General features: G+C 55.4%; 9 protein-coding genes. All 9 read right to left on the bottom strand.

Annotated features, from left to right (window positions below):
* Positions 1-51: 51 nt before the first annotated feature.
* The gene (locus EQG79_RS21530; protein WP_394343319.1) at positions 52-2,148 is read right to left on the bottom strand and encodes an alpha-L-fucosidase; all 2,097 of its coding nucleotides are present in this window, start codon (positions 2,146-2,148) and stop codon (positions 52-54) included.
* A 10-nt stretch (positions 2,149-2,158) separates the two neighbouring features.
* Entirely contained in the window at positions 2,159-3,832 is a 1,674-nt protein-coding gene (locus tag EQG79_RS21525; RefSeq protein WP_129603911.1) for a GH39 family glycosyl hydrolase, read from the bottom strand.
* A gap of 33 nt (positions 3,833-3,865) precedes the next feature.
* Positions 3,866-4,783, bottom strand: coding sequence for an alpha/beta hydrolase (locus EQG79_RS21520; protein ID WP_129603908.1), 918 nt, complete (start codon positions 4,781-4,783; stop codon positions 3,866-3,868).
* 130 nt (positions 4,784-4,913) lie between these two features.
* Complete coding sequence (locus EQG79_RS21515) at positions 4,914-5,768, bottom strand: sialate O-acetylesterase (RefSeq protein WP_129603905.1); 855 nt, start codon at positions 5,766-5,768, stop codon at positions 4,914-4,916.
* Positions 5,769-5,811: 43 nt separating this feature from the next.
* A complete protein-coding gene (locus tag EQG79_RS21510) occupies positions 5,812-7,779 on the bottom strand; it encodes a family 43 glycosylhydrolase (RefSeq protein ID WP_129603903.1) in 1,968 nt (655 codons plus the stop codon).
* 67 nt (positions 7,780-7,846) lie between these two features.
* On the bottom strand, positions 7,847-8,677 hold the full coding sequence (locus tag EQG79_RS21505) for a glycoside hydrolase family 97 N-terminal domain-containing protein (protein ID WP_129603900.1): 831 nt from the start codon (positions 8,675-8,677) through the stop codon (positions 7,847-7,849).
* 11 nt (positions 8,678-8,688) lie between these two features.
* Entirely contained in the window at positions 8,689-11,226 is a 2,538-nt protein-coding gene (locus EQG79_RS21500) for a glycoside hydrolase family 9 protein (RefSeq protein WP_129603898.1), read from the bottom strand.
* A 36-nt stretch (positions 11,227-11,262) separates the two neighbouring features.
* A complete protein-coding gene (locus tag EQG79_RS21495) occupies positions 11,263-12,870 on the bottom strand; it encodes a glycoside hydrolase family 43 protein (protein WP_129603896.1) in 1,608 nt (535 codons plus the stop codon).
* Positions 12,871-12,936: 66 nt separating this feature from the next.
* Positions 12,937-13,455 carry a VOC family protein gene (locus EQG79_RS21490; RefSeq protein WP_129603893.1) on the bottom strand — a complete coding sequence of 173 codons (519 nt, stop codon included), beginning with the start codon at positions 13,453-13,455 and terminating at the stop codon, positions 12,937-12,939.
* Positions 13,456-13,468: the final 13 nt, after the last annotated feature.

Here is a 13,468-nt window from a genome sequence, read left to right as displayed (position 1 = left end):
GGGCTTTCTCTTGCGTCAGCAAAGCCCCCTTCAGGGGGTTGGGGGTATGGTTCACTGCGTAATCACATCTACTTCCGCGTAGCCCGACGCTGACCCTTCCTGCGTGTTTTTCAACGCACGGAGTTTGATGTATCGGGCTTTGATGGGTCCAAACGATTTGGTTTGCCAGACCGGACTGTTTTTGATGTTCGAAAACTCGCCTTCACTGACCCGCTTCCAGGTCACGTTATCAGTGGATACTTCAAACTGGTAGTGGGTAATGATACTGGCCTCTTCCCACCAGTTCTGGGCGGGCAAATACCGGAAACCAACTAGATTTTCTTCCTTGCCCAGATCAATGACTAGGTCCGTAGGCATCGCCAGGTTTTTGGGTTGCTGCCAGGAGGTGCCGGGGTTGCCATCCAGCGCCTGATAAGCCGATTTGGCGTCGGTACTTAGGATTTTCCAGTTGCTGCGGGCGACGTCGAATTTCTCTTCGCTGACGACGCTGCTTTGCTTCGTGAAGGGGTTGTAAGCAATGGCCTTTAATTCAACTTTACCGCCACTGGTTTTCATCGGAGTCGTGTATTTAGTCGTTTTTGCTGTTGGTGTGCTCCCGTCAAGCGTGTAATACAGTTCCGATTCGGTGTCTCCCGGCTTGATCTGAATGTCGCCCGTCTGATTGCGGGTGATGACCGGGGGCGATAGAATCAGGGGGGCGTTGTACACCGCCAGATTCGAAATCAACGGGCTGCCTTTGGCGTCCAGAATGGTCAGTCGCAGTTGGGTGGCCTCGACGGTCGGGAAACGGAGTATGCGTTTATAGCCAATGGTCGTCTGTTTATCGATCTCTTTCCAGTTGCCATCGACCAGAGCCTCAACTTTGAATGCTTTAACCCGTTGCCCCAGTCGGATGGGCTCCTGCACCAGAAACCGGTTGAACGTGGTGGGTTTGTTGAAGTTCAGCGTCAGCGATGCATTGCGCACGTTATCATCCGTGCCCCAAAAGCTCTCCAGATCGGCATCGATGGCTTTACCGGCGTCGTAGGTAGCGCTTTTTCCGCGAACCTCAGAGGCCGTTACTTTCGCGTTTTTCGCCAGATTTACGGCAAAGGCTTCTTTTCGGGCGTTAGCGAAGGACTGTGCGGCTTTCTCGTCCAGCTCGTGAATCAGGCCGTTGGGCATGATCGGAAAATTGAGCAGCAGCGTCCCGTTTCGGCCGATGGAATTGTAATACGTATCCATCAGTTGGGGCAGCGTTTTTACCTTCCGGTCTTCGCGTTCATGGTAAAACCATTCGGGCCGGATCGACGTGTTCACTTCTCCCGGCACCCAGGCATTGCCGTTCTCGACGCCATGGCGTAACATCTCTTCTGGTACGTCTCCGGTCGCATTCAACAGGCTCCAGTTGGTTTCGCCGACATACCCGGCTTCGGTGCCCACCCAGCGCAGATCGGCCCGGTCGCCCCCGTCGTTCCAGATCACGATGTTGGGCTGTAGCTTCCGCACGAGTTTGTAGGTATTGGGCCAGTCGTAATACGTTTTCGCGTCGATCTTGCGCGTCTCGTTGGCCCCGCCGTAGTAGCCCGACCCGCCGTTGGCCCCGTCGTACCAGACTTCAAAAATGTCGCCGTAGTTGGTCAGCAGTTCGGTCAGCTGGTTGCGGAAATAGGTGATGTATTCGGGTTTGCCATAATCGGCATGGTTCCGGTCCCAGGGCGACAGGTACACGCCGAACTTCAGGCCGTATTCTTTGCAGGCATCGGCCAGTTCGCGCACCACATCGCCTTTTCCGTTGCGCCAGGGTGCATTCTTGACGGAATAATCGGTGTATTTCGACGGCCAGAGGCAGAAGCCACTGTGGTGCTTGGCCGTGAAAATAATACCCGTCATCCCGGCCTCTTTACAGATCCTGGCCCATTGCCGACAATCCAGCTTAGTCGGGTTGAACAGCTTCGGGTCTTCGTTGCCAAGGCCCCAGGCCATGTCGGTATAGGTATTGATCGAAAAATGGATGAAGGCATAATACTCCATTTTCTGCCAGCGCAACTGATTGGCGCTGGGCAGCGGACCAACGGGTTTCGGCGGAGCAGGCTGGGCCAATCCGGCCAGGCTCGTCAGCAAACAGAGCGCCAGTTGAACGAAAATGGATGTATGCATCGGTTTCATGGGTTATACGTTACCAAGTCAATTGAACGAAGGATACACCCTGCCGGGGCAGGTCGAAGGTTAAGGTCGTTTTTCCGTTGGCGACGGCTTTTGAGGTCGGGGGCGTCAGCTCCTGTAGCTGTCCGGCTTTTTCCAGCGCCCTGTACTGATCGGCCGACACCTGTTGCGGACTACCCATCGACTTCCAGGCTTCAAACGAGTTGCTATGTCGGTCATCGACCCGGTAATGGCGAACCTGCACCTTGTTTTTGCCGAGGCCACTCACGGTCAGCTCTACCGGAGCCGTTGGGCCGGTCAGGTTGTCATCGTGGTAATTCCAGACCATCACGCAAACCGAGTTGGCACCTTTACTGGCGATGGCGTTTACGTCGTTTGCGGCCCGCACGCCGTTAGCGATGATGTTGGTCGCCTTCAATCCGTTGCCGGTTTGTACCGAAAGCCGCTGACCGTTCATCTTCCCGAACATCCGGAACACGTTCAGCACCGGCTTGTCGACGCCGTGCGTGGCCAGGTCGCGGAAACCGGCAAACCACGGCTGGTCTTCAAACTCGAACGACCAGCTTACGGCCCCGCGCAGGTTTACCTTGTACTGGTCCATCAGCTCGTAGATGCGGGCAAACGAAGCCGCCGTGTAACTCGAATACATCGTCCCGTTGCGATACCCGTATTTCGGATCACGCGTGGCAGAACAGGCGGCACAGCCTTCAGGGTCGCATTCGCCGATGATGATGGGTATGTTTTTCAGTTCGGGAAAGGAGTTGACCGCTTCAAAGGCACGCTGCACGTCCTTCAGCTGCACGCCCATGTTCATGCGGATGTGCCCGTCTACGATCTCTGGGTTCCCCTTGGCGTGAAAGCCAATGTATTGCAGTGGCGTACCAATTTTACCTGTCGCGTAGTTCTTGCCCCGCAGGCAATGTTCGATGAACCGGGTCAGGTACGAGTACGCTTTGTCGCTGCGCGGACTGGTGGTGTGCGGCCCGCCGATGGTGCATTCGGGGCAGGCGCGTTTCAGGCCGTCGGCGGCATAGTCGTAGGTTTTGCAGTACTCGTCGAACGTACCGGACCAGTAGCCAATGTCCGGCTCGTTCCAGACTTCCCAGAGCCACGAAGCCACCTCCTTTTTTCCGTAACGGTCGATGGAATGCTTACCCCACTGGTACACCAGTTCGCGCCATTTGTCGTAGTCGTTGGGTGGGTACGTCCAGCCCGTCCAGATGGTACCGTTTTTGCTCCAGGTGTGGGCGTATGGTTCGGGTTTCGATGAGAGGTCTTTGGGCATGAACCCGATTTCCATCAGCGGCTTCATACCCCGTTTCACGTAGGTATCCACAATGCTGTCGACCGTCACCCAATTATAGCTGGGCTTGCCGGTGGCGTCTTCTTTATACGCGTCGGTGAATCCCCATTTGAGATCAGGGCCGGGGCTTTCTCCTTTGGAGGTTAGCAGGTTATGCGCTCTGACGTAGACCGGTACTGGGCTCAACTGTTGCAGTTCGCTCAGCAGTTTTCGGCCATCTTTCCGGGTCGTATAATTGGGTTCGTCGTAGCCGAAAAACGCCCAGAACGGCTTCATCTCGCCCACAGGTTTGTTCGCATCCACCTGAATGGAAACCGGCGACTGTTGCGCGGACGCAACCCGACAACATATCAACACTAGAAAAAGTAAGGCGAATCGGTTCATGTGGTCAAATAGCTTGGCTTAACGAATCGGCCATTAATTATTAATCCAGTTATTTACTTTCATCCAGGCGAACAGGGGGTCCATCCAGCCGGGGTGGCGGAAAACAAAACCGTGGTCGCCTTTGGGGTAAACGTGCATTTCGACGGGCACTTTCTGGCGTCGCAGGGTTTCGAAATACATGATGCTGTTGTCTACGTCGACCAGCTTGTCGTCGGCCGCGTGGGTCAGGTACGTTGGGGGCGTGTTGGCGCGAACCTGTAGCTCGTTGGAGAACAGCTCAACATCCTGTCGTGACGCGTTTTTGCCCAGCAGGGCGTCGCGTGAACCGCCGTGCGTCAGGCTGTCGCGCATGCTGATAACGGGATAAACCAGGATCTGGAAATCGGGGCGCAGGCTGGTGTTGCTGGTGTTGTCGACATACGCTTTCTCGAAATGCGTAGCGGCCGTCGAAGCCAGATGACCACCCGCCGAAAAGCCCATGATGCCCACTTTTGCGGGGTCGATTCCCCATTTGGCGGCATTCTCCCGAACCAGTTTGATGGCCTGTTGCGCATCCTGCAACGGCCCGATTTTTTTGTCGGGCATGATGGCATCGCTGGGCAGGCGGTATTTCAGCACGAATGCGGCTATGCCTTTTTCGGCCATCGCTTTTGCTGTACCTACGCCCTCGCCGTTGTACACCACCACGCTATAACCACCACCCGGAATGATGATGACAGCAGTGCCAGACGCCTTGTCAGCCGCAGGTTTAAAGTATTCCAGCGTGGGCTTGGTAACCCCTCTGAACATACCCCTCTCCGCTGATTCCTGCACGTCCGACGCTTTGGAATTGGGTACGGCTCCCGTATATAACGGGATAATTTCCTGCGCGTTTGCGGTCAGCGACGCCAAAAGTAGCCCGCTTGCCAGCGCTGCTACAGTGCATGTATAGTTTAAACGAAAGCGCTTCATAATAGTAGATATTCGCCCTAACCCCCAACCCCCTGAAGGGGACTTAATCCAAGCATAAGCAAAGTCCCCTTCAGGGGGTTGGGGGTTAGGGCAAGCCATTGAGAAAGTTTAACCAGTCTCCTCTTATTTATCAGTTCGTTGCCATTGGCTTATACCCCAGCAACGATAGCATTTGCGTCGCGTAGCGTTTCCCTAACTCCCGATAGCCAGCGGCATTGAAGTGCAGGTCGTCAGCCGAATCCGTACAGCCTGCCGAGGAGATCACGTGCGAATTTTTGATCGTTTGCGGCAGCGTGGCAATGATCTTGTTCATGCTCGCACATTTGCCATTCTGATCAGCGCCTACTGTTTCACCGGCCAGCAGTGGTACCTTTTTAGGCTTCAGATCCAGGTCATTCATCAGGTTATCGTACACCACCTTCACCTTTTTGGTCCATAGCGTATCGCCCGTGTTCGACTCACCCTGATGCAGCAGAATACCTTTGATTACCCCGTCTTTCTGCGCCAGCTTCGCCATCTCGACCAGCCGGCCGTATGGATTACCGTCGTACTCCCTGATCATGTTCTTCATCCAGCCGGGTACGTTGGTGGTGTATGACGTATACTGATCCTTGTCGAACAACTCGATCTTACAGCCACCTACGGCGACATTGATTACGCCAATGCGGACTGTTGAGGGCAGATTGGCTACCAACTCCCGACCAAAATAATCGGCGGGTGTAAGCCCTGTACGGCAGCGGCAAAGGGGCGGTTTGGCGGTGTACCAGTTGCCTTTCGTCCGGTTGATGGCCGGGCAGTCTACCGCTTCCATCACCTGAAAACGGGGGTCCACATTGACGGTATCCTGCGCTTCGATTCGGGCGTTACCCTCCATGTTCGATTGCCCGAAACAGAGGAAAATGTAGAAGTTCTTGTCCTGCGCCACGGCGTTCAGGCTCAGCAGAAAGAGCCCGATCAACAGGAAACTACCAGTTCGCTTTTGCATGGATTTAGTCGGTTTAGGAGGTGTCGTATCGGTAGAGACCCTGCTATTTTTGAAATTGAATAGTTTTAATTGTTGCGACCTTGGCCTGTCCCGACGGAAATTTCACAAACACATCGTGATGGCCTGCAATGCCTTTGATGGATTGGCTTACCGATTTCCAGTTTGCCTTTCCCCCGGTTGATTTGAACGGAATGCTGGCTATCTTTTTCCCCGTGGTCAGATCGTCGAGCCACACTTCCAGCGTACCTGACGCAGCGGCCGATAGCTGGATCTGAATCTGTTTGGCCGCATCTTTTCCATTGCCAAGATCAACGCCCGACAGCATGAACCAGCCACCCTGGTCGGAGTCGTTGGTGACGCCAGCCTCGGCCGTTTCGCCCACTTTTTCAACGCCATAGTAATTGCTGTACCCCACGGCCGGGAGAGGGGAGAAGCCGTCTTTGCAGACGAAGAAGTCAAAGTCGGCAGGTTTGCCCTCGGCAAACAGGCCTACGCTGGTGCCCACCCATGAATTGTAGTTGGGCTGCACCTTATCCAGACTGACCGCGCTGATGGGCGCGCCAATGGACGACCATTTCTTTCCGTCACCGCTGTAGTAGCCGGTCAACTGGTGTTCATTCCGCTCCACTTTCAGCCAGACCACGTTACCGACCGAATTAGGAAGCGTGCGGATGGCCGTGTCGAGTTTGAAGACGAGTTTCTTGCCATTGTCGAAGCCGCTGTAGAGCTGCACAAAGACCCGCTGGTTCCCGTTGGTCAGGTATAGGCCGGCTTTTGTAGCGGCATCTTCGGCATTGAGGTCAACGCGGGTAACGGCAGAATAATAGTGGTCCGTCTCCTTTTGCATCAGGTGCACGCGGGCCGTATCGGGCGACAGACGTACCCAGCCTTTCCGGTCCGACAACGAATAGCGGTTGGGAGAGCGCTTATTCAGAAAATGCCAGTTCATCGACAGCGTTTCGCTATCGAACTGGTCAGACTGCGCGCTACGCCACAAGATGCCGGATTTAGGCAGGTTGGGCTTCATCACCGGCTTCGTCGTAGGGGCCAGACCCCACGGCCGATCACCTTCCCAGATCACCTGATACAGGCTCGTCTGCCGACCCATGCCCGACCAGTCGGCTCCCTGGAGCGGCTTTTCGTAACTCTGTCCAATGGTCCACCAGGTACCATCGGCCAGCTGAATGGGGGCCGAAATGTGGTTCGGGCGACGGAAGCCCGTTTTGGGATCGGTGATGGGTTTGAAGAAATCTCCCAGGCGTTCCCATTGGGTCGAGTCGGCGGTGAGAGCTTTACCGCGCATGGCGTACTGCCCGCCCGACACATCGCCCGCCGGGAAATAATAGTAGTAGCCGTTGCGCTTGCACATCACCGGCCCCTCGGCCCAGCTGTACTGGAGTTTAGCGTTGACCCAGTCGAGATCAATGACCGACGACGTTAACTGCCCGTCCCGGCCCAACTCCTGAATCCGGTTGGTTTTCTGGCCGTTCTTGATGACCATGTAGGGCTTGCCGTCATCATCGACAAAAATGGAATTGTCGTAACCCAACGGTCCCGTTTTGGGGTCGCCTTTTACCCGCACCGGCTCCGACCACGGTCCTTTGGGGTCGCTGGCTTTGGAAAACCATTGTCCGTTGGCCGAGAAGTAAATCCAGTACGAGCCGTAGAAATAGGTGATGGCTCCCTGCCAGATACCTGCCGAGGGCCGGTCGGTCACGAAACTAGCCGTTGGCGGCACCACGCGGCTGATCACCTCCCAATGCACCATGTCTTTGGAATGGTAGATGGGCAGGTAGGGCGTGAAATGGAAGCTGGACCCGCAATGGTAAAAATCGTCGCCCACGCGCAACATCGTCGGGTCTGGGTGATCGCCGGGCAAAACGGGGTTGACGTACGTTTTTACTTCGTTATAAAATGATTTATCGCCTGTGTTGCTCTGGGCAAACAGGGAACCACAGGTTAGGGAAAGTGCCAGGAAGGCTAGCCGTGTATATGTTTTTTTGGGGTTCATTCAACTACCAGGTTTCGGTATTCATTTCGCATCAGCTCTCGGGAAAAGTAGCCGTACTCGCTTTCCCTCAATTCACTAGCAGGGCGGCCCCGTTTGTCGGAATCACCCACTCCATTTCCTGATTCTTCGGCAGTTTGGCCGTGGTCACCCTGCCGGTCAATTGCGCATCGTCGCTGTAGAGCTTATACTGGGCACCGGGGGTAATCATGGGCAATTTAATCTTCAGCTTGAGGGACTCTTTCTGGGCATTCACCCCGGCTACGTACCATTTCGTGCCCTGCCGACGAGCCAGGACAACGTACCTGCCCGGATAGCCGTCGATGTAGCGCACTTCGTCCCAGGTGGTGGGCACGGTTTTCATGAAGTCCATGGTTCGGGCAAAACCGACCATCGCTTTGCTTTGCGCCGACAGGAACGTGGTGGTACCGGTTGGAAACGTAAAGCCTGTTTTTTCTTCGTTGATCACGCAGGAACGGGACGCCTTTTGCGGATACACTTTGTACCGGAACGCCACATCGTTGTTGCTCACCCGGAACGTAATGTCGATGGCGGGTCTGTTTTCCTTCGAGTAGGAAATGACGCCTTCATTGGCCACGTAATGCACCTTACTTTGCTTGATGTTCGGCAACTCGTAGGTGTTGTCAAGCTTGCTGATCGCCAGCGCTTTCCCCACGGATAGTCCTTCCGTGAAATCATCCACATTCGTTTTTAAACCGAGGGGCGATTTCACGATAAATGGGTTGCCATTTAGCGACACACTGTAAGCTGGCTTCCCATTGTCCAGCGATAGCGTCACCTGCAATTTGCCGTCGGGGCTGCTCACGATAGAATTCGGCGTTTGCGCAGGGCCTGCATACGCGTAAACCCAGAGTGGCAACAGGGAAATAAGGTATTTCATAACGGGTTACGTTACTTTTTGACTAATTCATTAGCCGCGCCGGCCAGCAGGATGTAGGCCGAGCAGATGTCGATGATCACCTCGTTTTCGCCCCACAGAAACGGCCAGTCCTCGCGGTTCTCTGGAAAGTCGGGCTTCAGCACCATAATGCCGGGAACTACCCCTCCGGCGATGTAGCTGAAGTCAGCACGGTTGCTGCCGTAGGTGATCTTCTTGGATCGCGTACCCACCGCCGACACGAACGAGAGGTTGTGGTACGGGTGGCAGCCGAAAATGTAGTTCAGTCCTTTGAAGACATATTCCGGGCTGATGATGTCCGGAAAATGCCGGTTGGCGTGGTAGTTGGTAATGGCCCAGCTGATTACCTGCTGGTTACTGCCCCAGCCGCCCCGCGTACCCGCCGGAACGCCGTATGGATTCTGTTTGGTAAGCTCATCGTTTGCCGTCTTGAACTTGACCACATAGTCTTTCAGCTTTGTCTGATAGGCCTTGTCCATAAACGGATACGCTTGCAGAGCCGCCGTCAGGCCCTGCCCAACGTTCCGGTCGAGGGCAGGCCAAATGGCGTCGTTGAATTTTTTGGCGTAGCGGTCGTCTTTGGTGGTCATGAAGAGCTGCAGGGCCGCGGCCATTTCGGTATTCCGGCGGAACATGGCAAAGCGGGAGGTGTCGGTGTTGACTTTGCCGTCGTTTTCGTCCCACAGCTTCTTCGCGTATGTCAGTGCCTGCGTCGATAAGGTATCGTTGAAACCTTTTAGCGCCCGGCTGGCTGCGGCAAGGGCTGCGGCCGTATTGTAGTCGAGGAACGCGGAGCGGGTGGTGAAGGCCCAGCGGTCGTCCATAGTACCGCTCGATTTTCCGTCCGACTCGTAGGGTTTCAGGTTCGGGTTGTAGGGCAGATTATCGGTTTCGGTGTTCGCGTCGCCGAGGTGGTGGTACTGGTGCAGGTTCGGCACAATAATGCCCCGAACGGGATGCCCGATGTTTTTGACCTGCGCCACCAGGTTCAGCGTGCCGTGTTCGATCTGCTGGAGAAGATCGGGTTTGCCGTCGGGTCGGTGTATATCGACATACTGCCCGGCCTGATCGATGCGGGTTTCGTCGCGGGTCAGTTTCAGCTTTTCCCAGGCATCCACGAAGTTCAGGATCGTGGTGTTGTGGGAGCCGGTCTGAATATCGAAATCACCCGCGTCGAACCAGCCGCCCACGCCCAGCCCCGGAATACGCTCCAGCGGTTTATACTTCGTATCGGTTTTGTCGCCCATCGAGTAGCCGTCGAAGTGCTGCTGGTTGAGTGGCGCCTGCAACGCATCGTCCTTGAACGGTGCTCCGTGCCATACGCGATACGCTTCGTTCACCGTCATGTGATCCATTTGCACCGGAAACCAGACGTCCAGCGTTGGGTGCCAGGTCTTTTCGTATACGTCGGTCGCGATGGGGAAGATATTGGTCTTCTGATCGCCGTACCGGATGTAGTATACGCCCGGCTCTTTGACCGACGTAAAATCGAATTTGGCGTAGTTGTAGCGCAGAAATTTGCCCCAGTTTGTGACGGCTCCCTTCAATTTCTCCACCTGTTTGCCATCGGCCATCACCTGAACCAGCGACGCCGTTTTCAGCGCCTGATCCGCCTGATCCAACTCAATCACCGCCACTTTTTCCTGCCCTGGATTGTAGCCTACCTGCGAGAATTCAATCACGGGCGCGCGTTTCCAGTTAGGGATCACATTGGGTTCCAGATACCAGGTCAGTACCTTGCCGGTTTTCCCGGCGGGCAGCAGACTACGTACAATGAACCAGCCGTTCTGGGCCAGATTCCGCCCGTCGAACAGCATCAACTCCGTCTCCGACTGGATACTGACCATGTGTTCGGGATCATCGGGGGCCAGCACCATGGTTTTGCCCGTCGTCAGGGGGGCCGGTACGATGAATTCGGGCTTGCCCCGCTCCTCGAATGTATTGTGGATGCCAAACTGCTGAATCTTCTCAGAGAGTGGCTCTGTTTTGGTGTTGCTGGCCGGATACAGCGGGAACGTACCTGGCCTACCGTCGGCCATATACGACTTCTCGAAATAGGCAGACGGCACAAACTCCAGGTTGAAGCCGGCTTTGCCAACCACTTTCGCGGGTAGTGGTTTGTCGAGGTACACGCTGATGTCGAACCCGTTGCCTTTGGCGCTGACCACCACCCGCGAGTCGAAATCAACTTCCTGATAGCGCAACCCGACCTCGATGCTGTTGGTTGCCTTGTCTACTTTGCGCGACGTCATCTTCGGCACCAGGTCCCACTGTTCGGGTGTGTGCTGCAGGCGCACCGCTCCGCCCGTCGAGGTACGTACGCCGTGGTGAATCATCTCGATACCGGCTGTTTTCTCGTCGAAAAACATCCCGTTATACTGGCTGCTGAAAACCAGCACGTTGAGTCCCGGCGTTTCGAAATACTCCGCATTGTTCAGTCTGGTCTTCTGACAAAAGGCGGCTGTCGTAGCCAGGAGCAACAGGAACAGGCCCGTTGCCCGAAGGCCTGAATAGGTCAGTGTTTTTTTCATAGCAAGGGTTTAGGTAGGCAGGAGAGGGGGAGTGGGTTATTGCTTTTGGGTCAGTTTGTCGCTGATCCGGAAGTAGTCAAAGTCGGCGAAACCGCCCGTTTGTGGTCGGACCCCCGAAGCGGTGGCGTAATTGAACAGGCCGAATCGATAGCCCATAAAGTGCGGAATGGTGTACGGCATTTTCAACGGATCGCCAATGGCCGTCCACGTCTTGCCGTCGAGGCTATAGAAGAAGTGAGTGGTGTCTTTGCGGTCGCGGAAATCACATTCGGCTTTCAGATAGACCGTGTTCTGGCCCAGCGGCACGCGCTGCACCTCCACCGGCTTACCCGAACTGGCACTGACCATCACAATGGCTTTCGCACCGTTCTCCATTTTTACGCCCACCAGCCCATAGTTCTTTTGCAGCAGACTCAGCCCGGCAAAATCACCATCGTTCAGGTTCGACACATCCAGCATTGTCGACCCGGTCGATTCGGGGCCAATGGTCCGCTGGGTCAGCGTGTTGCGGGCCATCACGAAGGAGGTATCGGTGCGGCCGGTTTTCAAGCGCAGAAACCCTTTCCGTTCCGAGACGGACCAGAGGCTGTTGTCGGGGTTATGGTTCCACTGCCACACCAGCGGCAGGGCGGGGTCGCCTTTTTTGCGGGTGAACTCGTCGGAGTTCACGATGCCGGGGATCAGACCTTTGCTGGCGGGTAGGTTGAGCGTTTGGGGCACTTTACCGGTTTCGCCCAGCACCGGCCAGCCGTCTTTCCACTCGACGGGCACCAGATACGGAATGCGACCTACTCCGCCGAAGTCGCGAAACAGGTACGAAAACCACTTCCCATCGGGCGTGTCGATCAATCCGCCCTGCGCCACGCCCAGATCCTGCAAGGCCACACGCCCTTCCCACGGACCGGTGATCTTGTCGGCGCGGTGGATGATGACTGTCCGTATGCCGCCACGTGGCCACGAAATATTGAAGAGGTAGTATTTGCCCTTCACTTTAAACAGTTGTGAGCCTTCGGCAGGCAGGCCACCGCCCGTACCGGAGGGTGCACTGGCGTTTTCAATGATGACCTGCTCGGTGGTGCCGGGTTTTACCCCAGTAGCATCGGCGGTAAGTTCAACCAGTCGGAGTTTACCCGCGCCGTAGATCAGGTACGTTCGGCCGTCATCATCGAAAAACAGGCTGTGGTCGTGGTACGACGGCTTGAACGACACTTCTTTCCACGGGCCTTTTTCGATATTTTTCGTGGTGTAGATGTGAGTTCGGCCGCTGGTCTGCGCGAAGGTCGTTGCGTAGTAAAGTCCGTTGTGGTAACGCAGGCTGCTGGCCCACGAGCCGCGCCCGTAGGTGCTTTTGCCGTTGTTCAGGCTCATCGCGTCTACTGTCGTCAGCGTATCGTACGCGTAGCCGACCAGCTGCCAGTTAATCAGGTCGTTCGACCTCATGATGGGCAAGCCCGGACTCAGGTGCATGGTGGTGCTGCTCATGTAGTAGGTGTTGCCTACCCGGATCATGGCCATGTCGGGCACGTCGGCAAAAATAACCGGGTTTTGGGCCGTTTGGGCAATTGCCATAGCCTGGGTTAGCAGCAACGCAATCGTCAAAGACAGGAGCAGTAGTTGCTGGTGCAGTCGGTTGATAATGAGCATTCTAATGATAGTTTTCGCTACTATATTTTTTCGTTCAGGTCCTGACGTCGGAATGACAAAAAATGGCTACTGAAGCGGCCCGATCAACTCGATGAAATTACCGTCGGGGTCCTGCACGAAAACGAAGTGTGCTTTAGCGTTCAGGGGGGTGGGCGTGCTACCCAGGAAGTTTACCTTCATCTGCTTCAGCCGGTCGATGATGGGTTGAAGGGCTTTTACCTGAATGGTGATGTACTGCATACCCGTATCGTCCTGGATGTAGGTGGGCTTCGGATGCGACCCGTTTTTGTTGAAGCTCATCAGCTTCCAGTCGGTGGCTTCGGGGCTGTTTTCGAGTTTCAGGATGGTTACGTTCGTGGCTACGCCATTGGTCAGGCCGGAGCGTTTGCCGAAGTCTTCGTTGATGGTGAAGCTGCCGGTTTTGACCATGCCGATGCCATTGACATAGAAGTCCACCGAGCGGTCAATATCAGCGACGACAACCCCCACGCCGATGGTTTTGCTGGTGAAGTTGGACTGCCCGAAGGATGGTAAAGCACATCCAATGATGAATAGTGTTATTTTGACACATTTACGGGCAAGCATTGTTGTTTTGTTC

Source organism: Spirosoma sordidisoli, assembly GCF_004138325.1.
Lineage (GTDB): Bacteria > Bacteroidota > Bacteroidia > Cytophagales > Spirosomataceae > Spirosoma > Spirosoma sordidisoli.
Note: the sequence above shows the minus strand (reverse complement) of the source record. Positions and strands in the feature narration are given on the sequence as shown.

Coding starts and splice junctions, on each gene's coding strand:
- EQG79_RS21530 (WP_394343319.1), bottom strand. CDS start 2,148: ATGAAACCGATGCATACATCCATTTTCGTTCAACTGGCGCTCTGTTTG.
- EQG79_RS21515 (WP_129603905.1), bottom strand. CDS start 5,768: ATGCAAAAGCGAACTGGTAGTTTCCTGTTGATCGGGCTCTTTCTGCTG.
- EQG79_RS21510 (WP_129603903.1), bottom strand. CDS start 7,779: ATGAACCCCAAAAAAACATATACACGGCTAGCCTTCCTGGCACTTTCC.
- EQG79_RS21525 (WP_129603911.1), bottom strand. CDS start 3,832: ATGAACCGATTCGCCTTACTTTTTCTAGTGTTGATATGTTGTCGGGTT.
- EQG79_RS21500 (WP_129603898.1), bottom strand. CDS start 11,226: ATGAAAAAAACACTGACCTATTCAGGCCTTCGGGCAACGGGCCTGTTC.
- EQG79_RS21490 (WP_129603893.1), bottom strand. CDS start 13,455: ATGCTTGCCCGTAAATGTGTCAAAATAACACTATTCATCATTGGATGT.
- EQG79_RS21520 (WP_129603908.1), bottom strand. CDS start 4,783: ATGAAGCGCTTTCGTTTAAACTATACATGCACTGTAGCAGCGCTGGCA.
- EQG79_RS21495 (WP_129603896.1), bottom strand. CDS start 12,870: ATGCTCATTATCAACCGACTGCACCAGCAACTACTGCTCCTGTCTTTG.
- EQG79_RS21505 (WP_129603900.1), bottom strand. CDS start 8,677: ATGAAATACCTTATTTCCCTGTTGCCACTCTGGGTTTACGCGTATGCA.